Origin of the sequence: Pseudohongiella acticola (assembly GCF_001758195.1) — a bacterium.
GTDB lineage: Bacteria > Pseudomonadota > Gammaproteobacteria > Pseudomonadales > Pseudohongiellaceae > Pseudohongiella > Pseudohongiella acticola.
In genome coordinates this window covers 1,908,814-1,932,387 of sequence record NZ_MASR01000001.1, presented here as the reverse complement: position 1 = coordinate 1,932,387, position 23,574 = coordinate 1,908,814, and the positions used below count along the sequence as shown (strand labels likewise).

Below are 23,574 nucleotides of genomic sequence, written 5' to 3'. Positions count from 1 at the left end.
CATCGAAAAGGAGGACTTATGATTAAGTCACTGATTTATCGATTGAAATATATCGCCCCAGCGATAGCGGCAATAATGCTGAGCGCGTGCGCGTCATCGGATGACAGGCCCGAAGCACCGTCTTACGCCACGGTGTATGACAATGATAGCTATCGCGTCATTTGCACGGGCGCAACGCGCCGAGAAATTTATGTGCGTTACAACGCTCTGGATAGCTTTTACCGTGACGATGGTTCCCTGAAACCCCGGGATGAGTTTTGCCGGGAGAATACGTCAGGCGCCAGTCAGCTTTGAACTTGCTGGCAGCAGTTTTGCTGCCAGCAATTCCAGCCCATCAATCAGCCGCGGCCCGGCCCGGCTGAAATGGGCGTTCCCGTCACCCACAATCACCCTGTTCTCGCGCACCGCCCGCAGCGACAGCCAGGCTTCGTGCCTGGACAGCAACTGCAGCGCTGCCTCGGACTCCTCAAGTGAATAACCACAGCAACCCACAACGATAATATCCGGGTCACTGTCGCAGATCGCCTGCCAGCTTAATGTACCTGAGCGCTGACCGGACTCCACCAGGCAGCTGTTGCCGCCGAGCAGCTCGATAAGATCAGGTATCCAGTGCCCGCCACTGAATGGTGGGTCCAGCCATTCCAGGAAAAGCACTCGTTCGCCCTGCAGGATCTGCTGGCGGGCAACAGCTTCCGCGCGTCCGCGTAACTGCATTACCAGATAACGTGCCGCGGTTCCGGACTGCACTGCATCGCCCACACGAATGATGTCGTTGTAGACATCTTCCAGACAGGAAGGCGCCAGCTCAACCAGGTTGCAGTCGCCAGGCAGCGCGGACACCGCCTGATATACATCCCCGGATGAAACTGCGCACACATCGCACAGAGTCTGCGTGACAATAACATCGGCGCGTAGCTTTTCCAGCAAGTCGATATCGAGCGCATAGAGCCCGCGACCAGCCGCCAGCTCCTGCCGTACAAACTGGTCAATGACGAGTTGGCTTTCATGCACGGGTACCCGTGTGCTGGTCAATACATCAAGTTCACAGATTTCGGGTGGATAGTCACAGCTATGTGATATGCCGACCAACTCGTGATGTTTGCCTTGATGTGCGCCCAGTGCACTGATAATTTCGGTGGCGCTGGGCAGCAATGAAACAATGCGCATAACACTGGCCTCAGGCGGTCTGCCACTGGGGCTGGTAGCGTCGAACGTAGCCGTAGATACCAAACAGCAATGTTGTGTACATCGCATCGCCCAGCAATGAGCGTCCGAAGAAAGGAATGGCGCTGACATAACACTGCACAAACCCTTCCAGGGTGCGAGGATAATACATCAGCCACGCACTCAGGTTGGAGATGACAAAGAATACCGTGGCCGACGCCAGCACAGCACCGACGTATCGCCCGGGCGTTCGCTTCCGGGCCAGCCACACACGCCCGATAACGGCGCTGCACCAGAACCCGGCATACACCAGCGTCAAGGCTGGCAACGCATAGAAACCGACAATCATGTCGCTAAGAAACAGCGCAGCCACAGGTAACAGCCAGGCCAGACGCGAAGGCAGCATGGCACCGGCGAACAGGCCCAGTGCCCCGATCGGCGTCACGTTCATCGGGTGTGGCATCATCCGCATGGCGGCCACCACAACGATCAGTGCAGCAATGGTCAGAAGCTCGGACCGGGTCATGTGTCTTAGTGTGGAAATGGGCATTATCGACTCCTCAGAATTGATAGCGTGTGGTCAACAGAGCAGTGCGTCCGTAAGTGTTGTATCCATCCACCACCTGGTAGTCCTTGTCGAACAGATTGCCGACCTTCAGTTGCAGGCTGAGATCGTTGAGCAGTTGATAGGCCAGGACCAGGTCGAATACAGCGTTGCCTGCAACTGACGAAGTGCCGAATGTCACAGGATCAACATCTTTTTGGGCGCCGCGTACAAGCCAGGTCAGACCAACGTTGAGTTTATCGAACTCGCGGGAAATGCCGGCACTCAGTATCTCGTTGGGACGCCGTAACAGTTCCTGTCCGGTCTCGCTGTTCTCGTGATCAAGCAGCGTCAGTGCAGCATTGGCATTCCAGCCCAACAGAGTGCCATTAACAGCCAGTTCGACGCCATTGATGGTCGCGCGTTCGACGTTGGTCAGGCTGTTAAAGGACGCGTTAGTGGCAATCAGGTTCTTGATCTCATTGCGGAAAGCGTTAACCGACCAGGCGGCTCCGGCATGACTGCCTTCCAGGCCGACTTCAATGTTGCGCGACGTTTCCGGTTGCAGGTCGGGATTACCGAAAAAGAAAAAGCCCGGGAAGTCGACATAGAGTTCCACCAGTGAGGGCGCCTTGAACGCGGTGCTGTATGAGGTCCACACTTGTAGGTTGTCACCCAGGTCTGTACCAATGGCAGCCTTGCCAGTGGTTTTCTGGCCAAACTGCTCATTGTCGTCGCTGCGCAGGGACAGGGTAGTATTAAAAGCGCTCAGGTCTGTATCCAGTACCGCGAACACCGCTCTGTTGTCGCGCGTTGTGTCAGTCTGGACGGCGCCACTGGATTCATAAAGCAGGTCTTCGGACTCGAAGTCCACGCCCACTACCAAAGAGTTGTTGTCATTGGCCTGCACATGGTTCTGCCAGTTGAAGGTATTTCGACGCGTACGGCTGCGCGAAGAGAAGGTGCTGTCATTGACGCTGTCGTCATTAAAGCGCGCGACCTGAAGACCCGTGCGCCAGCTATCACTGATTGGCAAAGCCAGTGCCAGGTTGGCGGTACGACCTTCAGTGTTGTTGATGCCACCGTCGTAGTTCAATTCGGAATCCCGAAGATCGTAGCCGCCACGCAATGCGGCGCCGTTGCTGAACTGGTGTGAAATGGACAGGTTTGCTGCGTCATTTTCATAAGCGCTGCGACGGGCGCTCGGCGTTGGCGTATGGATAGGTCTGATACCATCGGTCTGCTGGTGCGACACATTCAGTGCCAGTGCCGTGTTGTTGCTGCGAATGTTGATGCCAGCGTTGCCATTGGCAGTGGCCTCAGTGCCTACCGCCGCACTGAGGTTGCCACTGAGGCCAGTATCAGCATTGCCGAGTTCGGCCTGTTTGGTAAAAATCTGGATGACGCCACCGATAGCATCGGCGCCGTAGAGGCTGGACTGAGGACCACGTACCACTTCAATGCGCTGGATCTGGGTCACCGGGATGTTCTCCAGCCGGGCGAAACCCTCGCTGGCGGTGTTGGCTTTGACGCCATCGATCAGAATCAGTGTGTGGTCGGAGTTGGTGCCACGCATGAACAGGCTGGTCTGAGTGCCCTGGCCTCCGGTCCGGGCCATCTGGATGCCGGGTGCACCGGCGAGCAGTTCGAACAGGCTTTCCGCCTGTGACGCTTCGATATCGTCCAGCGTAAACACGGTGGCAGCGGCCATGGCTTCACCCAGCGGCTGGTTCAACCGGTTGGCAGTGATAATGACTTCCTGGGTTTCAGCGTTGGCAGATGCATCCGCTTGCGCGGCGACGGCAGTGGCTAATGGTAGTGTGGCAATGAACAGTGCGGCGCAGCTAAGCGCTGCGATATCAATTGTTTTTGAAGGTTTTTTCAACATGTGCAATCTCTCACCCGAGTGCGTTACGTAGTTAAACGCGGCGAGGAAACTGCAACAGAAAGGAGCTGTGATAATACACTACAGCAGGCGCTACTTTCCGCAGCACTGCCCTCCGCAGCGTGTCGTTGGCATCAGGCCGGTCTCCGGGCTTGCAAGTCATAGCCGTCTGCTGACGTCTATCAAGCCTCATCACCTTCCCATCAATTGTTGCGCCTGGCGCTGACTGACAGTGGTTTATCGATGTGGCTTACTTGCTTACCGTTGCGGGGGCAGCGTTGGCATTGAGCGCATGATGATCACAGCGCATCGCACCAATTTCCCGTTTAATTCTGCTGTCAGTTCGGTCGACCCTTGTTGAAGCAGGGCGGCAGGTTGCAACTGACGGCAGAACACCTGAAGCGGCCGCAATAGTAGGTGATTAGCGGTTGGAAGGCAACTTTGCTAACCACCGGCCTGTAATATAGTTGACCAGTCAAGCATATTGCAATATAGTTGCTGCCTCAAACATCAAGCAAGGATAATCATCATGGCTAATTCATCACAAAGTGAGCTCCTGCTCAAACTTGTGGCGTTGCATACAAAAATCCAGAGGCAGCTGTCGGGGCCGTTGTCCTTTCATGGCATCAGCTTCACCGAGTTTCAGGTTCTGAAACAGTTGCATAGTGCGCCAGCGCAGAAAATGCGTCGAATCGACCTCGCCCAGCAGGTAGGACTTAGCGCGTCCGGGGTCACCCGCCTTCTGAACCCGATGGAAAAAGTCGGTTTGATTAGCAAGGAAGTGGCTGCACGCGATGCGCGGGTTAGCCTGGTGACGCTGACCGGCGCTGGAAAAACAGTTTTCAAGGATGCTGACGTTTCATTTCGGCAGGTGGCCGCTTCGGTCATGGCATCACTGGCAGAGGACGATCAGCAACACCTGCGCAGAATTACGGACAGCCTGCTGTGACAACGTGACTCCCTGCTCAAAGGCATTCGCGCCGCTGCGCACAGTGGCGCCAAATGGAGTCGATACTTGCCTTAACTGGCCATCAGCTTTTGAATGGCGCCCAGAATGCCGGGGCCATTAAAGGGTTTCACAATCCAGCCTTTGACGCCGGCCGCCTTGCCCCGTTCCTTCATCTTGGGGCAATTCTCGGTGGTCAGCATGATGATGGGGACCTGGCTGCGTAGTTCCCCGCGGGATTTCTCCACCATGGTCAGGCCGTCCATGTGCGGCATGTTGACGTCGCAGATGACCAGTTTGATTGTGTTGTTGGCTTGCAGTTGCTGCAAACCTTCACGCCCGTCGTTCGCGGTCACAACATTCAGGCTGTGCTGACGCAAAAAGTTGGCAACATCGTCGCGTACGGTAGCAGAATCATCAACAACCAGTATGGATGACATTAAGGTAGTCCTCTGTAATGGGTTAAAACAATTCCAGCTCGCCGGTGCTGACTACGTCGTCAGTTACATCGGCAACAAACTGCAATGAAAAATTCGATGGCAGCAGTAACCATCCGCTCACGTGCAGGCCACGGCTGTCATGGCATTCCGCGACAAATGATTGCGGCCATCTGTCGAGTAACGCCGGCAGGCAGCCTGCCGTCATGGCGTTGGGTGTGGACATGCCCAGGTTGGGCAGGTGCTGGGATAATTGTCGCTTCAGGCTGCCGCAAAACGTATTGCCCATTTCCAGCAGCAGGTCAGTCGTGACGTCGACTGTCGCCCGGGAACTGTTGGCGACAATCAGCGCCAGGCTATGAAAACTGTAACTGCTCAGGCTGAGCAGAGTCAGGTAACTGTTTTTCTGGTTGGCCTCACCTGCGCTGTCCTTCGGGCAGCGTGTCTGGGGCTGGCTGAGACTGGTGGTGCTGTCGCTCAGGCCGCGGCAAAGCAACACGCCCAGTTGGTCACGGGTGGCCGAGTCGAGGTGCCCGGATTCAGGCTGCTCTGGTGTGAACATGCTCTTCCTCCAGATCCCGGGTAGCGTCTGCCAGTGTCTGACACTGCAGGCGCAACTCCTGTATTGCCGTATGAATCATGCGACTTGACGCCTGCATGTCCTGGAAGGTCGTAGTGGTCACGGCAGCACTCTGTAACAAGCGTTCGGAGTAGCCGGAGTTCAGCAATTCTGATCGGTTAGCCAGTACGCGAACTTCTTCTGCAACGATGGCAAAACCGCGGCCGTGCTCGCCGGCCCTCGCTGCTTCGATACTGGCGTTAAGGGAAAGCAATACCGTTTGCTTGGTGATGGCCGCAAACGCCTGACTTTCCTGCTGCATCGCCTGGTTGTGTTGCAGCATCTCGTCCAGGTTGGCATTCCAGCGCTCAAAAGTGTTCACGATTTGACCCAGTTCGTCTATCTCCCGGCTCAGGCCCTGCCAGCGATGGTTCAGTGACTGCGCCCGTTGCATGTCTTGCTGCATGACATTGAGTCGATGCTCTGCGTGACGTTCTTCCGCATTACGTTCGCTAAGCAACCTGTTCTGTTCTTGTTGCATTTGCAGCTGTTGTTGGGAAATCTGTGCCTTCAGGCTGTTAATCTCTGACTGGAGGTTACGTTGACATGCTTCGTCTTCTTCCTGAGTCAGCAACGCTCTTTCCCCGTTCCGGACAAGGTCTGCGATTCTGAGACGTTGGTCCTCGAGCTGTCTTTTTAGTCGATAAACGATGATGCCAGCTAACGCCAGCAGGATGGACAACGCCATGAGAATAATGATGGACATGGCACCTCCTTGCTAAGCAATGTACATTTGGAGCGAGGATGCTAGCTGATCTAAATGTCACTTTCATGACGATAGATAAAAACCACGGCTGTCATACGGTCGCAATAATTCAGCTATAACTTAGTGCGTGTTTGTGATTCTTCACGCGAGGGCTGAACATGCCTGCTCAAGCAACTGCAATAAGTGACAAGACCGCTTACACGGGTCAATCCGATCGCCGATTTCATGATCCCGAGGCTTTGCTTGCCAGTCTCGAGGGCGTAGGTAACCCGGGGATTCTCCGAGGCCTGGACGTCATCCGTCCCGTTCATGTCAGCACAGACATGTTGCAGGTGTTGGAGGTTTTTCGCGATCACAAGCAGGAACATTTTTTCCCGGTACTTGATTCGGACATGCAGCCGATGGGCCTGGTTTGTGAGCGCAGCCTTAAAGGGTACGTCTATTCGCGGTACGGTATGGCGCTACTGGCGAATCAGGGTCAACCCAAGTTACTGGAGCATTTCTTGACAAATTGCCCGGTGGCGGAACTTGATGCCATTACTGAGCATGTGCTCATGAAGGTTCACATTCAACCAGACGCCGAAGGTGTCATCATCACCTGGAAAGGGTCCTACGTGGGATTCCTGCGCGCGCGAGCACTGGTGGAGCTGGCCCACGAGCAGCAACTGGCCGTGGTAAACGAGCATACAGCCAGGCTGGATGCCAGAAATCGTGAAATTCAGTCAGTCCTGCAGAATATGCGCCAGGGTATCTGTATCATTCAGTCAGACCTGACCCTAAACCAGGATTATTCGTCTCATCTAACCAGCATTCTTGCCCTCGATGACCTCGCCGGAAAGCCTGTCATGGACCTGTTATTTACCCGTAGCACGCTGGGAGCCGATCAACGGCAGCAGGTAGCTGCGGCACTGATGGCGGTGCTTGAACAAGATGTGCTGCTGTATGATTGCAACGCACATCACTTGCCCGCCGAGATCACACTGGACTTTGATGGCGAGCGCAAATTGCTGGAATTGCACTGGCGACCGTTAGTGGATGATGACGACTGTGTCGAAAGGCTGATGCTGGTGGTGCGCGACATCACGCAGATACGCGCGCTGCAGCTGAAGGCCGATGAGCAGCAGCGTGAAATGCGACTGCTGGAAGAAATCCTGGCGGTGACGCCTTCGCGCTTTGTCGATTTTATACAGCAGTCCTGCGACTGCGTTGCGGCCCTATTGCTGCAGGTCAGTAGCTGGGTTTATGCCAATCATGAAGGTGAATGGCAGACGGCCTATCGCGACCTGCACACCATCAAAGGTAACGCCAGAACACTGGGGTTGTTGTCAGTGACGGACAGTCTGCACGCATCGGAGCAGGCTGTGCTGGAGCGCAATGCGCCGTTGCTGCATACAGAACTGAAAGTGGTCATGCAGGCACTGGAGTGTTATCGGCGGGTGCACAGGGAACGGTTATCTGGGTACCTGGAAGCCGAGAAGGCAACCGGCACACAGATCGAGGCGTCGCTGCTGGCGCAGCTTGAAGCGCTGGCGCTGGAACAGAAAAATACTGCGCTGACTAATTTGTTGAGTCAGGTTGGTGTGCCTTCGCTTCGGGATTGGCTGCTGGAGCTCAGCGGCGATTTGCCGCGTCTGGCCAGGGAGCTGGACAAGCCGGCGCCAGTTGTCAGTTTGTCCGGGCCGCTTGCACAGATCCGGCTAGACGCTAGCTGCCTGCCAGCACTGGCAGGCGCGCTGACACACATAATGCGCAACAGTATGGATCATGGCATTGAGCCTGCGGAACAGCGTGTATCTCTGGGAAAACCTGAGGCCGGTCAGTTGCAGTGGCATGGTGCAATATTGGGTGATGAATTTGTATTGCAGGTCGGCGATGACGGCCGTGGTCTGAACCTGAAGCGACTGGCTGATAAAGCGAGACAGGCAGGCATTGCCACCGCCAAAAGTACAACAGGTGAACTGGCGGAGCTGATTTTCCATGCCGGTATCAGCACTGCAGAGCAGGTCAGTATGACATCGGGTCGTGGCGTGGGAATGGATGCAGTGCGTGCCAGTCTGGAAGCACTGGGCGGCGGCGTGTCCATAGAACTACTGTCAGAACAGCCCGATGCCGAAAATTGTGCGCCTTTTCGTCTGCATTTACACCTGCCTCAAGCCCTGGTGCTGGAATCGACCTGACGCCGGTTCGCCTGCCTGTGGGTAAGAAACATTTTGACTGGATCGGTCAAATGTGGCGAAATGAAGAACCAACAATAAAAAAAGCAAGGGGATAGTGTTATGCACGTGTCTCGCTCGTTTGTTCTTCGCGCAACACTGGGCCTGGGTTGTCTTACCGTTCTGCTGCTACCCGTCGACTTCAGCCCGCAGGCCGACAATAGTCAGACTCGCCTGATTCAGACTGACAATGATATTCCCGATTTACAGGGCAACTGGTCCATCGCGACGCAGACTACCCTTGAGCGCCCGGATCGTTTTGCCGGCCGGCAGTCGCTGACTGCCGAAGAGGCCAGCGAGATCGAAGCACAGGTGCAGGCTCGTAGCAGGGCCGCGGATCAACCCGGTGACCCTGAGCGCGACGCGCCGCCATCCGGTGTCAATGTGGGCGGATACAATGCCTTCTGGATGGATCCCGGCGATCGACTCGCAGTCATTGATGGCGAAGTGCGAACGTCCATTATTATTGATCCACCGGATGGGCAACTGCCTTATAACGAACAGGGGCGAGCCAACCATATTGCTGCAATGCAGATGCGGGAGTCCTACGACGGGCCGGAAGTGCGTCCCATGGGCGAGCGCTGCGTTGTGGGTTTTGGCTCTACCGCCGGTCCACCCAAATTGCCCGTGGCCTATAACAACCTCACGCAGATAGTTCAAACCCGCGACTATGTCATGTTGCTCGCCGAGATGAATCATGACGCGCGTATCATCCCGCTTGAGGGCGCCATGCCGAACTCGCCCACCAACCCTTGGCTGGGCCACTCGGTGGGCCGCTATGAAGGCGATACACTGGTGGTGGAAACCAGTCACTTTCATCCGCAACAGACACTGCGGTCGTCGCTTCGCCATCGTTTCTATGGATCTACCGACATGCATGTGGTGGAGCGTTTCACTCGCGTCAGTGAGGATGTGATTCTTTATCAGTTTAAGGTCACTGACCCGGAGAACTACTCACAGCCATGGCGCGGTGAACTGCCCATGAACCGCAGTGATGACCGGCTTTACGAATATGCCTGTCACGAGGGCAATTACGCCATGCCGGGGATACTCGCGGGGGCTCGGCGGGCGGAAGCAGAGGGCCAGCCCTATGCGCCCACTTACAGCGGTGCGCCTTTTTGACTGATGATTGTCGTACGATGTTATGGCCTGGTGATCAGGGTGAGGCGGGCAGGCTAAAATAGCGCTTGCCAACGCCGGAATTAAGCATAGAATGCGCCTTTTTCTGATGGTACCAACCTGTAAATGAACCTGGTCTCGTTCGATATTTTCCGTACCCTCGGCCTGCCGGGCACAACCGTACTCAAACCGGACGATCTGTTCCGTCAGAAAGAGCTGTTGCGCCAGGCTGACTGGGTATTGTTTCCCGAATACTGGCAGCTTAATGCACTGGTTTATGGGCTTGGGTGCCGGGTATTCCCCAGTGAAGCGAGTTACCGAATAGGCCATGACAAGGTCGAGATGACTCGAGCATTTCAGGTGGTAGCACCGGCGCATACGCCCTGGACTGAAATCGACGCCAATACTGCCGAGGCTCAGGACCGATTATGGCAGCTGATGTCCTTGCCTTTTGTTGCAAAACTGCCCAAAGCCAGCATGGGAGACGGCGTCTGGTTGATAGAGAATCGTCAGGATTGGCAGCGCTATTGCGACCGCTCACCTGTGCTGTATGTGCAGGAATATCTGCCCATTGATCGTGATGTACGGGTGGTCGTGGTCGGCGCAAAAGTCATTACTGCCTATTGGCGTACGCAGTCTGACCGCGGGTTTTACAACAACGTTGCCCAGGGCGGTCAGATTGACTACAGCCCGGTGCCGTCCGCAGTGACAGACCTGGCTTTGCGGCTGGCGCTCGACCTGGGTGTGGATCACGCCGGATTCGACATTGCGCTGGTTGGTGGTCATCCCTACGTGCTCGAGTTCAATCGTCTGTTTGGCAACCAGGGGCTGGCGCAGGGCTCGGCGATCCGGGATGCCATTCTCGACTACCTGCTGACCAGCCGCGAGCCCGATGACCCCGAAGGACCCGCCCCGGTCTGGCCGGTTGCTGTTTGATGGCCTGGTCATTCGCTTGCATCTATCTGTGTTGAATCATCGTTTTTGCTAAACAATGCGACCAGTGAATCCTGTACTGAGGAAAAATCGCCGAACTCTGCCAGCTTCACATTGGTGGTTAATGCAATCACCATGGATTGTTCCGGATGCACGGCCAGCCAGGCCATGGCGCCTTTGGACACACCGCCGTGATGTGCGTAGTTGCCGGTGTCGCTCCAGCGCCAGGTCAGAGCGTACGACTGCTCATTGACGTTGCCGTTGTTAAGTGTCTGTGGAGTCCAGAAGCGTTCGCGTGTGTCAACGTTGACAAACCCCGGGTCCAGCCAGGCCGCCCCCAATCGCACCATGTCCTCGGGGCGCGACATAAAGCCGCCACCGGGTAACTTATTGCTCAGATCAACGCGTCGCCACGGCTGCACACGACTGCCATCCAGTTGATAGAAGCTGGCACGGCCAGTCACAGCCTGGTCAACCACAGGCGAGTTTAGTGCCAGTGGTTCCAGCACCCACTGCTGCACCAGATCAGCGTATGGCTGTCCCCCGGCACTCTGTAAAACCGAGGCAATCAGCAATGCGCCAAAGGACGAATACTCGAATGCACTACCGGCTGCATAGCGTTGAGGGCTGCCATCAAACAGAGCCAGACCTTCGCGCACATCTGAATGTCCACGTCGCAGTGCCATGGAGTGATACAGGCCCAATGTGTCCCGGTTGGTTTCGTATTCCGGCAGGCCCGCCATGTGCGAAGCCAGTTGCCTTAGTGTCAGGTGTTGCCAGTCAGAATTGGGCAGTGCGTCATCGTAGTGGCCAATGGGCTGGTCCAGCTCAACAATGCCGGCATCGACCATGCGCGCGAGCAGCGTACCGGTAACGGGTTTTGAGGTGGAGCCAATACGATACAGGGTTTGCGGTGTTGCCAGCGACTGAGATCCCAGGTCTGCCCATCCGACCGCACCACTCCAGACCAGTCTGCCGTCTATGGCGACCGCCGCCGAAAGCGAAGGTGCGTGCACACGGGCCTGATGCGCCAATAGCAACGCGCAGGCTTGCTCCGCAATCGACTGCAAATCTGGCGCCATCGGCGACGACTGACAGGTCGTTGCGACAGGAACATCTTGCCAGCGCCAGGGATTGCGCAGGGAGGGGTTGGTCTCGGCCATGAACCCATAGGCTGGCCAGATCAGATAAATAAGGCCAGCAAAGACAACCAGCACCAGGATGGCAATAATTGAGCGAACAGACATAACAGCAAACTCCAAAGCAGAACTGAGGCTTTGGAGTTTGCCCGGCGCATGCGAGCAAGGTCTTGCCGATTCCCAAAAATTAGCGCCGATTCTGAATGCTGCGCCTGAATTCGCCGGGTGTCTGTGCGGTTTTAGTTTTGAAGGCGCGATTGAAGGGGCCAATGGAATCGTATCCCAGGTCCAGCGCGAGGCTTAAAATTGGTGTGCTGTCATACGCCGGATCGCTCAGTCGCGCTTTGGCATCTTCTATTCGCAGGTCATTGAGCAGGCCGTTGAAGTTACGATACCCGCGGGTCTGATTGATCAGGCGGCGCAGACGATGTTCGGGGCACGCCAGCTGCCCGGCCAGTGACGAGATGGTCAGTCCGTTCTGGTGATAACCCTGTCGGGCAATGAACGCATCCAGCGATTGTGCCAGTGCCGAATCAATGGAGGATAGCGAAGTTGTAGTAGAGAGGGGCATAGCCGGGATGGTCATGCCGGTTTCGGAAGGCTTGATCCCGGTATCCGTATCTGGTTGCTCGCGCTGGGCTGGATCGTGGCGTAGACGAAACAGTCGACTCATGGCGAAGCTGATAATCGACAGCAGGACTATGGCGTTGGCCAGGCCGAATACAGCGGTGTTGCGAAAATGCTCATCGGCCAGTTCAAACAAAACCAGCACTGCACTGTACACACTGATGCCCAGCACAACCATGATTCGGGCGCGGCGGCGGGCATCCAGCAGGTCATCGGTAAATCCGCTCCAGGCGATATAACCGGCATGCACAGTCAGCATCAGTCCCAGCGCATGAATCACATCGTGCAGGGGCGAGTTTCCTGCCTGTACGCCGAGCGCATAAACGTACACGGCAGCCGCCAGCGCAAATGCCAGCCGCGTCGGCTTTGACCATTTGCCGGGACAAAATTCGTCGTCAAACAGGTAGCGAATCAGAAGCCAGAAGATGAATGCAAAAGCATCGGTCAAGAGTAGCAGAAGATTACGCAGCAGTCCGTAGTGCTGGTCGGGGATTGGCGCTGTCAACATCACCAGGCCAGCCACGCTGATGCCAGCGGCGAGCAGCAAATGCCTGAGCGTGGTGGCGGGTTCACGTAACAGCAGCCCGCCCAGTAACAGCAACTGGCCAAGCACCATCATGCGAAGCAGGATGTCGATGAGGCTGATCATAGGCATGGAGATCATGAAAGGCTCTTATTCAACCAACGTACTTATTCTGTCAACTGGCTGAGCTGAAAGTGACCGGCCTCAACCTCTTCGCTCTCCACATGCACCCAGTCAAGGTCGAGCATCAGGTCCCGTTTCAATGCCTGCAGCATTATCTGTATCTGTTGATAGGCGGCTGCTTTTTGTTCTGGCAGCACGCTGATCAGAATCTGCATGCCCGGTTCCTGCGCCACGTGATCGTAGTGTGACTGGTATAGGTGGCCCTCAGTGGACCAGATACCGTCGATGGGGCGACAGCAGGCGCCTGCGAAATGTTGACCCAGATGCGGGGTCAGGTACGCCAGGATATTCTGATACGGGAAAACAGGTGCCGAAAGCGTGACGGTATACCGAATTCGTTTCATGGGTTACTCGTGGTTCCTGTAAAAATATGCAGTCAACAGTACCACGATAAGCACCGTGACACTGAGTACGTTTTCAGCGGACAGCAACGTGAATAGATCAAGGATCCCGACAGTTTCGTTGTGCTCCATGTCATTGCTCAGGCTTGCCAGATCGACCACAAGTGCCAGCAGGCTAAGGCCACCGAGGAAAGTCAGTATGGTTTGAATGCTGCGGGTTTGTGCACGTCGCGAAGCATCAACCAGACGATCCAGCCGCTTCTGTACCAGTTGCGCCAACTGCTGCAGACGTTGCTCCTGTTCCGGTACCTGCCATGCGTTGTCAAATTGCGCCAACAACTGGCGGCGTTTGCCCTGCATGCCGGCCTGCGCCGCCGAATATTGAATACTGATAAATTCAATATGATCATTGCGATATTGATGCAGGTCGACGGAGTCATGCAGTTGCGAATGGGTTTGTTCAAAGTATGCGCCATTGAACTGCGTCAGGGTTTTGTCCAGCAGCGATTCCGTGCGCAGCATCAAGGCGGCATGGAATTGCGACAGTACCATCACGCGCTGAATATCGGCCAGGTGGGCATAGTCGCACAGCAATGAATTACCGGATCCCAGCAAGAACAGGTCCGAAGCGTCATCCACGTTTTGCAGCCAGGCCTGATAATGATCGGCTGTGAGGCTCGGCGACTGAACCAGCATTCTGGCAACCCAGAGCGGTCTGCCTTCGCACAGGGTTGTCTTTGTATCAGCGTACACTTTATACGATGCTGGCGCGATAAGACGTCCGCGGCTTTCCTGCTCGTAAAGAAAACACAGCAGCGGTTGCAGATAGCCTGTTGCCAGTGTCTCGATGCGCTGGCTGATCGCCAGGTCGTCAATATTGTCCAGATCGACGGATGTTTGCAGCTCAACGACCAGCACGGCCAGGCAATTGTCGTAGCAGAACAGGGACGCACCAAGTACGTCGTCTTCCTGCATCATGGAAGGTAAGCTGATTTCTGCCGCCGCCTGATAGAACACAGGCAGACTATCGTGTGCAAGGGAGCCGTAGCCCATGGGCCAGCGACAAGGTTGGATATCCACACCGGGGAACTTTGCCAGCAGGTCCTGAAGTGTCCGACATTTTTCTTCGGCATCGGTGACCAGTTCTGTTTGCCAATTAACGGGGAGGCAAATGGGCGAGAACGTATAAACGATCAATTTGCTATCTCCCAGACTTCTATATGGTTTTGCCTTGCCACACTGTAGCCCCGGTGCCCGGGCAGGGCCTGATCCAGGCCGTGGCGCTGAAGTTCCGCCAGCACGCGTGAGTGCTCTGACTCATTCAGCCCTGCCATCACGGCATCTGCGCGACGCAGCATATACAACAGATAGGGCTGCACACCGGCGCTAACCGGCACATCGCGGAACCGTGTATTGATCACGCCGATATAACGCTGATGTGGTTTGTCGGAAACCGGCTGCCCGTCAGCGGGCTTTAACTGATTTACATGGTCATCCATAAACATCAGTTTGCTGGTGAGTTCGGGGAATATCTCTTCCGCAATATGTGCGAACAGCGGCGTCAGCGTTTCCGGCAGCGAGTCGTTGGCATAGTAGTCAGTGCCGTACTGCGTAAATTCGGGTGCATCCAGTCTGGGTGCGGTCATCCGCTCAACCCATCTAAATACCCGTGGCGCACGGCGCTTCATCAGATCTGATGGCACCGGGTCGCGACCCAGGTGTGCAAACATGGGGCCGATCAGACCATAGTCAGCCACCGAAGGCCGGCCGCCAAACAGATACGGGTGCTCGCGGAAATGATGTTCCAGAATATCCAGCAGCGACTCAAATGAATGTTCGATCACGGGAATGCTGGTCTCGGTGATACCCAGTTGCGGCAGATAGGATTGCATGCGAGTCATGATCTTTTCCGCCATGTCGTGTCCGGAGCCAGCGGCGAAGGCGTCACGCAGAAACGCTTCCTGTTGCCCGAGGTAGGACCAGCGATAGTGCATGGCATGTCGCAGCATGGCCTGGCTGCCATAATATTGAACGATGATGGCCAGTATCCGGTGCAGCGGACCGTCTGGATACGCGGGCCAGGGCACGCGACACTGCTCAAAGTGGTCAATGATGTCGACGCTGTCCTGAATGATGCGGCCGTCCGGAAGCATGACAACGGGAATGATGCTGCGCCCGATTGTCGGCATGATGCGTTGTGCGAAGTCCGGATGCGAGGTGGGGCGCTCGATGTAGGCAATGCCCTGGGTGCGCAGATAGCAGCGCACGACACCGGTATACAGTGAATGTGGTACACCATACAGTATGAGGGGGTCGGCAAAAGCGTATGTTTGTGGCATTGTAAGACCCATCTCCCTGTCGTGTTGTCAGGACCCGAAGTGTAACAAATAATTGGGTCATGTCGCGGTCAGATGCCGGGATGTCAGAAAGACGCCGGAATACCGGGGCGAGGCTGTCCCGAGCGGGATCAATTAACCAACAACAGGAGAAGCCTGATGAGCCTGACTCCCCGACAGACCTTGCGTCTCTGGAAGCCGGCGCCAACGGCGTATCCGCATGATGAACGAGGAATTGACGCTGGACGGTATCAAGGCAGACTTTATGGATGAACAATGGAGCGATCCGCAGAATCGTTGCTGTGCGTACAAAGCAACCTTTGCGGGTACATCTGTGTTTGATCGGGACGAATACCAGGGGTTGGCCGAAAATGGTTGTGAAACGCCGTGACTGAACTGACAGGTTCCCGGCATCATGGACGCCTGCGCCGCATTGCCCTGGCCGCTCAGGGTCTGACGCAGGCACAGCCTTTCGGGCGTGGTCTGGCGGGCACCCGCGATGCCATTAAGCATCTGGGTTACGTGCAGATCGACACCATTTCCGTGGTTGAGCGTGCACACCACCATGTGCTGTATTCCCGGGTGCCGGGATTCAAACCTGCCATGTTGAATCAGTTGTTGGCGGCAGGTGAGATTTTTGAGTACTGGTCCCACGCGGCCGCGTTCCTGCCAATGGCCGATTTTCGTTTCTCTCTGCCGTACAAACACGCCATCAAAAGTGGCCAGGTCCACTGGTTCCGGAACCGCGATGAAAAGTTGATGGGCGAACTGATGGCGCGTATCCGGAGCGACGGCCCGTTGCGCTCGCGAGATGTGGACTCTGGTGCCAGCAAGCGCGCTGGCTGGTGGGACTGGAAACCGGCCAAGAAGGCGCTGGAACAATTGTACATGCAGGGCGATCTGATGGTCTGTGATCGTGAGGGTTTCCAGAAAGTGTATGACCTGGCTGAACGGGTGTTGCCCGCAGATGTGAATACACAGATGCCGACGCTGGAGGAATTCGCCAATCACATCGTGGATCAACAGTTAAGGTGCCATGGCCTGGTGTCACTAAAAGGTCTGACCTATTTGCGGCGAAATGCGGCACTTCGCGGCGCCGTCAAAGTGCTTATTGAAGAACGAGTGGTACACGGGAGCTTGCAGCAGGTCGACACCAGAGGCGAGGTCTATTTTTTGCCTGCAGGTGCGTTGGAGCGCCGTCTTCCTCGCGCAGCAGATCGATTACAGATTCTTTCACCTTTTGACAACAGCGTGATCCAGCGTGACCGGCTGAAGACGCTGTTCGACTACGACTATCAGATTGAATGTTATGTGCCGGCCGGCAAACGCCAGTTCGGTTATTTCTGTTTGCCGTTGCTTTACCGTGATGAATTTATCGGGCGCATGGACTGCAAGGCACATCGTAAAACCGGTGAACTGGAAATCAAGTCATTGCACATTGAAAGCGGCGAAGCGGATGAATCGTCAGTGATTGCCTCTTTTGTTGAGGCCCTGCCATCGTTCTGCCAGTTTCAGCAGTGCTCGACAGTCTCGCTCACCCGCACCTGCCCGGACCATCTGGCATCGCCCTTGCGCGATGCAATGGAACGGGCAGGATGCCTGGGCAGGCCTTAATCCTGAACGTCGATGCGTCCGCCAATGTCGCGGTAATCTATGCCACCGGACCCGGTGTCACGGGCGCCAAAGTCGCCCTGTACATCGCGCACGGTGATATCACCCGAACCATCATCGTCAATACGCACGTTGCCACTGACGCGTTCGATGCGGATATCGCCTGAACCATCATCCGCGATGACAACATCACCTTCGGTATCACGTACCCGGATGTCACCGGAGCCATCGCGCACGCGCACATCCCGGGTGCCTGTGATTGTCATGGAGCCTGAACCGTCGTCAACGTCGATTCTGCCTTCAACATCGCTGATGTCGATATCGCCTGAGCCGTCATCGATTCGGACCGGGCCGCTGGAGTCGACAATACGCAGATCACCGGAGCCATCGTCGATCAACAGTTCACCGTGAAAATTCCGGACATCAATGTTGCCGCTGCCGTCATCGATATCAAGCAGCAGACCCGCGGGCACCGTCAGGTCGATGTCGATGTGGGCATTGAAGGACCCGGAGAATAATGAGAAGACATTAAAATTCTGGTCTGGTGTCACCGTCTCCAGCTCCCAGGTGTCACCGCGTCGCTCAGTCAGAATTTCCATGTCGTCGAGACGGCGACGAGAGTCAGCACAGGCCCGAGCCTGCACCTCGATGGGGGCATTGTCATCTGCAGATCCGATGATGCCCAGATAGCCGGCGCCGACATCAAGCGTCAGGCTGCGAATATCATCGCTGTCCAGGGTGAAATTGATGTCTTTGCATTCCTCGGCAAGTGCCGTACCGGAGAGTAACGCCAGGGGGAGTATGCCAGTTAGCAATATGCGCACAATTATTGTCCTTTTGGGTTGATGTTGCTGTCAGTCTCTCTATGGTGGTGACCGTGCTTCTAAAGAACACGGCCCTGATCGTTAGTTCTGCAAAAGCGGGGCCAATTTTACATACTAAAGTTAAGTGTTTGAAAAATATCAATTAAGAATTTCGCCACAGAACCATTGATCGGTCTGCTACGTAAGCATCGGTGAATTTGACAAGACTCTGGTGTTTTTCGCCAATGCCGGTACAACAGAGTATGACGCAGAATCAGCAAACGAAATGAGCAAGATGGCATCGCCAACGTTGACTCCCATGTTAAAGTAACATGGCTACGTACAGAGAGGACAAGCACTCAATCATGTCTGATAAAACACTGTCGGAAAAGCAGAAACAGCCGGCCGCAGCGGGGAATTCCACGCAGATAGTGGCGGCACACGTGATGCTGGCTATCGGCGCACTGAGTCTGTTCTTGATCGGCTGGCGCGCCTGGCCGACGCTGCAACCAGAGCCATTGCCGGACTTCGCGCTGTTCGAAGACACCGATGCGCGCAAGGACGCGTTCTTTGGTTATTTCCTGCCCCTGGTGGAAATGCGCAACGAAGAGATTCTGGAGTTACGCGCAGACTTGCTGCGCTTGCGCGACAACATAAGTGAGCTGTCAGGTCGGCAGCAACGCCAGATCAACCGGCTCGCAGAAGACTACGAGATAGCCGGGTTTGATATCAATGAGCCGGGTGATTGGGACACATTGTTGCGCCGGGTCGATGTGGTGCCGCCATCGCTGGCATTGGCACAGGCGGCCAAAGAAAGCGGCTGGGGGCTGTCGCGTTTCGCCCAGGAAGGCAACAACTTCTTTGGCCACTGGTGTTATGTCGAGGGTTGTGGCCTGGTCCCGGAATCACGTCCGGCCGGTGCCCGCCACGAAGTGGCTGCTTTCGATTCACCGGAACAGTCGGTGGAGCGCTATATTCGCAATCTGAACAGTCATGATGCATATCGGGATTTGCGGGCGATGCGCTCGCGGCTACGCGCGAATGAAGAGTTGATCACCGGGCTGGAGCTGTCAGAAGGTCTGCTGCGATACTCGCAACGCGGGCAGGCCTATATCCGTGAATTGCAGAGCATGATCCGCTTTAATGAACTGGACGAGCTGGATGAGCCGGTGATGGAAGAAGGCCTGCCGCTGGGGACCCACACCACGCCGTGAGGAGGGCCTTGACGGCAATGCTTTGCCCTAAAGGCCTTCTTTGAGGGCCTGAGTGGCGTTTTCCACCAGTGATACAAAGCGCTGATGCAGTGCCTGATAAGTTGAATCGGGAGTCTCATGCCGATTCTCCGCCAGTGTCTCAGCCAGCGTTGACTCCGCCTGCAGGCGTTGCTCAAGGACATCCCTCGCCTGATCAGCAGTGAACCAGGCATGCAGCCGGTGAAGCAACTGCTCGCCGGTTTCTACGTCAGCGTCCGGCGCCGAAGGAAGGTCACCGGTTTCACGTATCGCACGTGCCAGTTGCTCGGCCAACGGTTCACGCTGGTCGGCGATGCGCGTAAACAATTGTGCCGCGTGCTGATCATCAACAAATTCGGCTGAGTCCCGGTAGTGATCGATAGACTCCAGCAGCATCCGGTTCAGTTCCTGCAAGGCCACTTGCCGTTCCGAGCGTAATATACTCACCTGATTATAACTCCCTGTTATTCAGTTGCATGATCTTTGATGTGATTGTGCTCGTCAATTGCAGGCGCGACAACCTCCAGTGCTTTTGGCAGCACGCGAAAGCGGGCGGGAGTGTGGCAGACCGGCTCGCCGTCGGCATGGATGGCGAGTCGCCGTTTGCCAGTATCAATATCTATTGCCTCAGCCTGCGCACAGAAGACACGGCGGTCACGGCTCTGCTGGCCATTACGCAGCAGTGGTGCCAGTGTGATGAACTCCCAGGTCGACAAAGGCCGCAGGCTGTATAGCGAGAGTTTACCGTCGTCGATATGGGTGTTCTCATTGATGACATTACCGCCGCCGTAGTAGCGTCCATTGCCCACTGCCAGATGCATCGAACGCACGCGATAGTGTTTGTCATTCAGGGTCAAACGCGCATGGAACTGGTCGTGGCGCATGATGGCGGCGATCAATGCATGAGCGTAGCTGAACACCCCCCAGCGTTTCTTGTCTTCACTGCTGAGCTCTTCAGTTACATGCACGCCAAGACCCATATTGGCAACATTAAAGAAGTAGTGACCATTAACTTCGCCAACATCGACAGCTTGCCGATGGTTGGCTGCGATGATCTCAAACGCCAGTTCAAGCTCTTCCGGAATACACAGCGAGCGGGCCAGGTCATTGGCAGTGCCCAGTGGCAAAATGGCCAGCGGCAGTTTGCACTCCAACAGGGTCTTGATCATGGAGCTGAGGGTGCCGTCGCCGCCGCCAACAATGACCAGGTTAAGGTCCGCTTTACGTTCTTTCACTGCCGTGCAGCTTTCGTCGGGGCTGTGCGAAATCAGGTACTCGACCTCCATGCCGACCTGCTTCAGCCGTTCCAGGCCCAGGTCGAGCTCGGCTTCTGCACCTTGCCTGCTTTTAGGATTGACGATAAGCAGCGCTCGCGTTTTCTGAGTCCGTTCTATTGGCGTGCTGGGCGACTGTTGGGTTGATTCAATGGTCGAGGAGGGTGGCGTCATGAGTGAGGTCCTTGCAGCGTTTTTGGCCAATGCGGGCAAGCGCAGGCGTGTGCGTCCTTGCAGGTCTGCGTAATGGTGACGCGCAATGGGCAAAACTTCAATCGCTGCGTGCTGTTCAGTGCTGTGTTAAGAATTTGTCACAACGTTTGCAGCATAGTCGTCTGTTGTACTGTTCGGGGTGTTACGGATGAACTCTTTGCAAACCATAACGATCGACAATGTGTCCTGCGTCAAGTCACATTATGGCGTTTATCTGCGAACCAAATGGACTGACGCCACGTTTCATTTCTGCTGTCTTGGGCGATATGGCAATGCTTTCTCAGATTATCTTGACGGTCTAGACGCCGAATTCAGCTTTATAGATATCGGCGCCAATCAGGGTTTGTACTCGCTCATTGCGGCGCGGAACCCGCATTGCACCGGCGTTATCGCGTTCGAGCCTGTCGCCAGCAGTTTTGAGTATCTGCTGGACAATCTGCGCATCAATCAGGCGCATGCAAAAGTCCAGGCAATCAACGCAGCCGTTTCTGACACGGCCGGAATGGCAGAGATTGCGATAAAGCCTGGGCACAGTGGTGCCGCGTCTTTGCGCAGCACATTCAGAAATTGCTGACGTCTTGCGGGTTCTCGCATTTTCAGCAGATCGGCGCAGGCGCGCACTACGATATTCTGGCTACAAAATAGCGCCGGCTTCCGCCTCTGTCAGAAACGGCGCCGGCTCTCCCATGCGGTAACCGTAAATAACCGAGTAGGCCAGCACGTTCTGAACATAGCCACGGGTTTCCAGGAAGGGAATGGTTTCAATCCAGATATCCATCGGCACCGGATTGTCGGCGCTGCGACGCAGCCACTGTTTTACCCGGTTGGGGCCAGCGTTATAGGCGGCGGCAGCCAGCGCCCGGTTGCCATCAAATTCTTCCAGTAAGCCGGCCAGATAACGGCTGCCCAGGCGTATGTTGACGCCAGGCTGATAAAGGTCCGCCGTATTCACCGGCATGCCCGCGCTAAGCGCAGTTTCCCGGGCGGTGCCGGGCATCAGTTGCATCAGACCGCGGGCACCGGCGGGAGACCTGACATCGTACATGAACGCGCTTTCCTGGCGCGCAATGGCAAACAGAAGTTGCTTGGGGACATTGAGCTCAGAGGCGACACTGGCGAACTGGTCGCTATAGGCCAGCGGGAAACGCAATTGCATATCATCCCAATAGCCGATCTGGATCATGGCCTGAATACTGTTACGGTGCCAGCCCCAGTTGTCTGCAAGTTTGCCGCTGGCGGCAACCTGCTGTGGTGTCATGCGCTGCACGGCATATTGCCACTCATTGCGCGCACTGACCTCGTCGCCGAGTAAGTACAGTTCGTGGGCGCGCACGATGGAGGGCATATCGTAAAGCTCGTTGAGTTGTGGCTCGTCCACGGCCACAGGCGTATCCGCCAGCTCATAATCCAGGCCCAGTAAATCGGCTGCCAGGAAGCCATAATAACTGCGTGTTGCGGCCACGAGGCGGTACAGAGATTGTGCCTGCGCATCGGCCTCCGGCGTGCCTTTCTGTTCCAGCATGCGCGCCTGCCAGTAGCGCCAGCGTTCGCTGTCGCGTGCATCCTCCGGCAGTCTTGCCAGCCAGGTTTCGACACGTGCCCAGTCCTGACCGCGCAACGCATCACGCAGAATCCAGCTGACCAGTGTTTCTGTCACCAGCTCGGGCGTGTTGCGCAGCAGCGTTTCGGTTTCACTGACAAAACCCTGCAGTAACAGGCGCAGTGCAATCATGCGCTGGTGCTCGATAAAGATGTCCGCATTGAATTCGTGACGGTCGTGATGACTTTGCAGCAGCAACATGGCCAGCGGCGCGTCGATGGTCAACATGCGCCGGATGCCGTGCAGGATGATTTCTTCGGTTTCGCTGTTGCGGGCGCTGAGTGAGTCCATGTCGCGCAATCGCTCCGGTTCCCGGTCGATGCGCAGGTAAAGCTCCGCCAGTTCACGCTCGCGCGCGGGCATCAGGGTGCTGATGTAGCTGGCCAGGCGGCGGTGTCCTGCCTGCAGCGTTTTGCTGAAGCGTTGCCAGGCGATATCCGGGGTCAGAAAGCCTTCTTCCATCCAGGCTTCAAACACTGGGTCGCAGTCGTTGGGTTGGGAAACAGACACGTTCCACAAACGGTCGGCGTCGGCCAGTGTGGTGTAGTCGCCAAGTTCCAGATTTGCGTGCATGGCACGGCAGGTAAGACGCGTCGTGGTATTGGCAGGGTTATGGTAACGCACCAGGTCTGCACCACGATTTTCCCGCGCCAGCGCGCTGACCCATTCGCGCTCGAGGCGGTCACCGAGGTAGGAGTTCTGGTTCTGTTGCAGGAACTGGTCTATCTCAAAGAATTGCCCGTCGGTACGCTCGCCGTCGCTGTCTGCCTGTGCCAGTGAGGCCAGACGTTCGCTGAGCATGGCGTAGTCAAGATAGGGCAATAACGGATAGCCCGTGAGCTGTTCGCGCAGCGCGGCAAAAGTTGCGGTGTCATTCTGTGCCAATGCTTCGCGGGCGCGCTGGAAAAGGGCTCTTTCTGTGCTGAAGGTTCTTTCCGCGCCGAAGGCTCTCTCTTCGCTGAAGGCTCTCCCCGCGCTGCCGGTTGCCTGTTGGTCGGGGGCTGTGGGGGCGTCGGCTGCATTGACTGCGCCTGCAACCATACCGGTCCAGGCCAGCACCAGTGGCAGACAGACGCGGATGAATTTGCGAGGACTGTGCACAGTCAACATCGAATGATCCTGACGC

The 23,574-nt window shown here is 56.1% G+C and carries 24 protein-coding genes and 1 riboswitch; of the genes, 9 read left to right on the top strand and 15 right to left on the bottom strand.

Annotated elements, in window-relative coordinates; translation table 11 throughout:
- The first annotated feature begins 18 nt into the window (after positions 1-18).
- Positions 19-294 carry a hypothetical protein gene (locus PHACT_RS08110; RefSeq protein WP_070116716.1) on the top strand — a complete coding sequence of 92 codons (276 nt, stop codon included), beginning with the start codon at positions 19-21 and terminating at the stop codon, positions 292-294.
- Here the strand turns inward: PHACT_RS08110 and PHACT_RS08105 are convergent.
- The 3 genes from PHACT_RS08105 to PHACT_RS08095 are packed head-to-tail and all read right to left on the bottom strand — an operon-like array spanning position 274 to position 3,596.
- Positions 274-1,167: an ABC transporter substrate-binding protein gene (locus PHACT_RS08105; RefSeq protein ID WP_070116715.1), complete on the bottom strand. Its 894-nt coding sequence runs from the start codon at positions 1,165-1,167 to the stop codon at positions 274-276. The genes PHACT_RS08110 and PHACT_RS08105 overlap by 21 nt on opposite strands.
- Before the next feature lie 10 nt (positions 1,168-1,177).
- On the bottom strand, positions 1,178-1,714 hold the full coding sequence (locus PHACT_RS16190) for a DUF6580 family putative transport protein (protein ID WP_139141480.1): 537 nt from the start codon (positions 1,712-1,714) through the stop codon (positions 1,178-1,180).
- A 10-nt stretch (positions 1,715-1,724) separates the two neighbouring features.
- Complete coding sequence (locus PHACT_RS08095) at positions 1,725-3,596, bottom strand: TonB-dependent receptor domain-containing protein (protein ID WP_070116713.1); 1,872 nt, start codon at positions 3,594-3,596, stop codon at positions 1,725-1,727.
- 117 nt (positions 3,597-3,713) lie between these two features.
- Positions 3,714-3,964: riboswitch (cobalamin riboswitch) on the bottom strand.
- 158 nt (positions 3,965-4,122) lie between these two features.
- Between PHACT_RS08095 and PHACT_RS08090 the strand changes: the two genes are divergently transcribed.
- Complete coding sequence (locus PHACT_RS08090) at positions 4,123-4,542, top strand: MarR family winged helix-turn-helix transcriptional regulator (RefSeq protein WP_070116712.1); 420 nt, start codon at positions 4,123-4,125, stop codon at positions 4,540-4,542.
- 71 nt (positions 4,543-4,613) lie between these two features.
- Here the strand turns inward: PHACT_RS08090 and PHACT_RS08085 are convergent, their stop codons facing one another.
- From PHACT_RS08085 to PHACT_RS08075, 3 genes are read right to left on the bottom strand one after another with little or no spacing between them, the layout of a single operon-like run.
- Positions 4,614-4,979 carry a response regulator gene (locus PHACT_RS08085; protein ID WP_070116711.1) on the bottom strand — a complete coding sequence of 122 codons (366 nt, stop codon included), beginning with the start codon at positions 4,977-4,979 and terminating at the stop codon, positions 4,614-4,616.
- 22 nt (positions 4,980-5,001) lie between these two features.
- Complete coding sequence (locus PHACT_RS08080) at positions 5,002-5,538, bottom strand: hypothetical protein (protein ID WP_070116710.1); 537 nt, start codon at positions 5,536-5,538, stop codon at positions 5,002-5,004.
- Positions 5,516-6,301 carry a methyl-accepting chemotaxis protein gene (locus tag PHACT_RS08075; RefSeq protein WP_070116709.1) on the bottom strand — a complete coding sequence of 262 codons (786 nt, stop codon included), beginning with the start codon at positions 6,299-6,301 and terminating at the stop codon, positions 5,516-5,518. The genes PHACT_RS08080 and PHACT_RS08075 overlap by 23 nt, the downstream gene beginning before the upstream one ends.
- A 158-nt stretch (positions 6,302-6,459) precedes the next feature.
- Here PHACT_RS08075 and PHACT_RS08070 point away from each other — a divergent pair, with 158 nt between their 5' ends.
- The 3 genes from PHACT_RS08070 (at position 6,460) to PHACT_RS08060 (ending at position 10,569) form a co-directional block, all read left to right on the top strand.
- Positions 6,460-8,478 carry an ATP-binding protein gene (locus tag PHACT_RS08070; protein WP_083264445.1) on the top strand — a complete coding sequence of 673 codons (2,019 nt, stop codon included), beginning with the start codon at positions 6,460-6,462 and terminating at the stop codon, positions 8,476-8,478.
- Between the two features lie 99 nt (positions 8,479-8,577).
- Positions 8,578-9,636, top strand: a complete 1,059-nt coding sequence (locus PHACT_RS08065; protein ID WP_070116707.1) for a hypothetical protein — start codon at positions 8,578-8,580, stop codon at positions 9,634-9,636.
- Positions 9,637-9,759: 123 nt separating this feature from the next.
- A complete protein-coding gene (locus PHACT_RS08060; RefSeq protein ID WP_070116706.1) occupies positions 9,760-10,569 on the top strand; it encodes an ATP-grasp domain-containing protein in 810 nt (269 codons plus the stop codon).
- A gap of 8 nt (positions 10,570-10,577) precedes the next feature.
- On the opposite strand, the gene PHACT_RS08055 is transcribed toward PHACT_RS08060, so the two are convergent.
- The 5 genes from PHACT_RS08055 to PHACT_RS08035 all read right to left on the bottom strand — a co-directional run bounded on the left by PHACT_RS08055 (position 10,578) and on the right by PHACT_RS08035 (position 15,718).
- Positions 10,578-11,813, bottom strand: coding sequence for a serine hydrolase domain-containing protein (locus tag PHACT_RS08055; protein ID WP_139141479.1), 1,236 nt, complete (start codon positions 11,811-11,813; stop codon positions 10,578-10,580).
- Between the two features lie 79 nt (positions 11,814-11,892).
- A complete protein-coding gene (locus PHACT_RS08050) occupies positions 11,893-12,996 on the bottom strand; it encodes a helix-turn-helix domain-containing protein (RefSeq protein WP_083264444.1) in 1,104 nt (367 codons plus the stop codon).
- Positions 12,997-13,022: 26 nt separating this feature from the next.
- Positions 13,023-13,382, bottom strand: a complete 360-nt coding sequence (locus PHACT_RS08045; RefSeq protein ID WP_070116703.1) for a hypothetical protein — start codon at positions 13,380-13,382, stop codon at positions 13,023-13,025.
- 3 nt (positions 13,383-13,385) lie between these two features.
- On the bottom strand, positions 13,386-14,459 hold the full coding sequence (locus PHACT_RS08040) for a hypothetical protein (protein ID WP_139141478.1): 1,074 nt from the start codon (positions 14,457-14,459) through the stop codon (positions 13,386-13,388).
- Positions 14,460-14,572: 113 nt separating this feature from the next.
- Positions 14,573-15,718 (bottom strand): glutathione S-transferase family protein, encoded by a 1,146-nt coding sequence (locus PHACT_RS08035; RefSeq protein WP_070116701.1) that lies wholly within the window; start codon positions 15,716-15,718, stop codon positions 14,573-14,575.
- A 217-nt stretch (positions 15,719-15,935) separates the two neighbouring features.
- On the opposite strand from PHACT_RS08035, the gene PHACT_RS16325 reads away from it, so the two are divergent.
- Positions 15,936-16,106, top strand: a complete 171-nt coding sequence (locus tag PHACT_RS16325; RefSeq protein WP_169819421.1) for a hypothetical protein — start codon at positions 15,936-15,938, stop codon at positions 16,104-16,106.
- Complete coding sequence (locus PHACT_RS08030; RefSeq protein WP_070116700.1) at positions 16,103-17,329, top strand: winged helix-turn-helix domain-containing protein; 1,227 nt, start codon at positions 16,103-16,105, stop codon at positions 17,327-17,329. The genes PHACT_RS16325 and PHACT_RS08030 overlap by 4 nt, the downstream gene beginning before the upstream one ends.
- Here the strand turns inward: PHACT_RS08030 and PHACT_RS08025 are convergent.
- Complete coding sequence (locus PHACT_RS08025) at positions 17,326-18,150, bottom strand: DUF4097 family beta strand repeat-containing protein (protein ID WP_070116699.1); 825 nt, start codon at positions 18,148-18,150, stop codon at positions 17,326-17,328. The genes PHACT_RS08030 and PHACT_RS08025 overlap by 4 nt on opposite strands.
- A gap of 344 nt (positions 18,151-18,494) precedes the next feature.
- On the opposite strand from PHACT_RS08025, the gene PHACT_RS08020 reads away from it, so the two are divergent.
- Positions 18,495-19,343, top strand: coding sequence for a glucosaminidase domain-containing protein (locus PHACT_RS08020; RefSeq protein WP_083264443.1), 849 nt, complete (start codon positions 18,495-18,497; stop codon positions 19,341-19,343).
- Between the two features lie 27 nt (positions 19,344-19,370).
- Here PHACT_RS08020 and PHACT_RS08015 read toward each other — a convergent pair whose 3' ends face one another.
- Both PHACT_RS08015 and PHACT_RS08010 read right to left on the bottom strand, forming a co-directional pair.
- Positions 19,371-19,808 carry a ferritin family protein gene (locus tag PHACT_RS08015; RefSeq protein ID WP_139141477.1) on the bottom strand — a complete coding sequence of 146 codons (438 nt, stop codon included), beginning with the start codon at positions 19,806-19,808 and terminating at the stop codon, positions 19,371-19,373.
- A gap of 17 nt (positions 19,809-19,825) precedes the next feature.
- Entirely contained in the window at positions 19,826-20,809 is a 984-nt protein-coding gene (locus PHACT_RS08010) for a lipid kinase (RefSeq protein ID WP_083264442.1), read from the bottom strand.
- Positions 20,810-21,005: 196 nt separating this feature from the next.
- Here PHACT_RS08010 and PHACT_RS16040 point away from each other — a divergent pair, with 196 nt between their 5' ends.
- Complete coding sequence (locus tag PHACT_RS16040) at positions 21,006-21,422, top strand: FkbM family methyltransferase (RefSeq protein WP_169819420.1); 417 nt, start codon at positions 21,006-21,008, stop codon at positions 21,420-21,422.
- Between the two features lie 60 nt (positions 21,423-21,482).
- Here the strand turns inward: PHACT_RS16040 and PHACT_RS08005 are convergent, their stop codons facing one another.
- A complete protein-coding gene (locus PHACT_RS08005; protein WP_169819419.1) occupies positions 21,483-23,558 on the bottom strand; it encodes a transglycosylase SLT domain-containing protein in 2,076 nt (691 codons plus the stop codon).
- Positions 23,559-23,574: the final 16 nt, after the last annotated feature.

Excerpts from the sequence above, each read along its gene's own strand:
- PHACT_RS08110 (WP_070116716.1), top strand. The coding sequence starts at position 19 with ATGATTAAGTCACTGATTTATCGATTGAAATATATCGCCCCAGCGATA.
- PHACT_RS08105 (WP_070116715.1), bottom strand. The coding sequence starts at position 1,167 with ATGCGCATTGTTTCATTGCTGCCCAGCGCCACCGAAATTATCAGTGCA.
- PHACT_RS16190 (WP_139141480.1), bottom strand. The coding sequence starts at position 1,714 with ATGCCCATTTCCACACTAAGACACATGACCCGGTCCGAGCTTCTGACC.
- PHACT_RS08095 (WP_070116713.1), bottom strand. The coding sequence starts at position 3,596 with ATGTTGAAAAAACCTTCAAAAACAATTGATATCGCAGCGCTTAGCTGC.
- PHACT_RS08090 (WP_070116712.1), top strand. The coding sequence starts at position 4,123 with ATGGCTAATTCATCACAAAGTGAGCTCCTGCTCAAACTTGTGGCGTTG.
- PHACT_RS08085 (WP_070116711.1), bottom strand. The coding sequence starts at position 4,979 with ATGTCATCCATACTGGTTGTTGATGATTCTGCTACCGTACGCGACGAT.
- PHACT_RS08080 (WP_070116710.1), bottom strand. The coding sequence starts at position 5,538 with ATGTTCACACCAGAGCAGCCTGAATCCGGGCACCTCGACTCGGCCACC.
- PHACT_RS08075 (WP_070116709.1), bottom strand. The coding sequence starts at position 6,301 with ATGTCCATCATTATTCTCATGGCGTTGTCCATCCTGCTGGCGTTAGCT.
- PHACT_RS08070 (WP_083264445.1), top strand. The coding sequence starts at position 6,460 with ATGCCTGCTCAAGCAACTGCAATAAGTGACAAGACCGCTTACACGGGT.
- PHACT_RS08065 (WP_070116707.1), top strand. The coding sequence starts at position 8,578 with ATGCACGTGTCTCGCTCGTTTGTTCTTCGCGCAACACTGGGCCTGGGT.
- PHACT_RS08060 (WP_070116706.1), top strand. The coding sequence starts at position 9,760 with ATGAACCTGGTCTCGTTCGATATTTTCCGTACCCTCGGCCTGCCGGGC.
- PHACT_RS08055 (WP_139141479.1), bottom strand. The coding sequence starts at position 11,813 with ATGTCTGTTCGCTCAATTATTGCCATCCTGGTGCTGGTTGTCTTTGCT.
- PHACT_RS08050 (WP_083264444.1), bottom strand. The coding sequence starts at position 12,996 with ATGATCTCCATGCCTATGATCAGCCTCATCGACATCCTGCTTCGCATG.
- PHACT_RS08045 (WP_070116703.1), bottom strand. The coding sequence starts at position 13,382 with ATGAAACGAATTCGGTATACCGTCACGCTTTCGGCACCTGTTTTCCCG.
- PHACT_RS08035 (WP_070116701.1), bottom strand. The coding sequence starts at position 15,718 with ATGCCACAAACATACGCTTTTGCCGACCCCCTCATACTGTATGGTGTA.
- PHACT_RS16325 (WP_169819421.1), top strand. The coding sequence starts at position 15,936 with ATGATGAACGAGGAATTGACGCTGGACGGTATCAAGGCAGACTTTATG.
- PHACT_RS08020 (WP_083264443.1), top strand. The coding sequence starts at position 18,495 with ATGTCTGATAAAACACTGTCGGAAAAGCAGAAACAGCCGGCCGCAGCG.
- PHACT_RS08010 (WP_083264442.1), bottom strand. The coding sequence starts at position 20,809 with ATGACGCCACCCTCCTCGACCATTGAATCAACCCAACAGTCGCCCAGC.
- PHACT_RS08005 (WP_169819419.1), bottom strand. The coding sequence starts at position 23,558 with ATGTTGACTGTGCACAGTCCTCGCAAATTCATCCGCGTCTGTCTGCCA.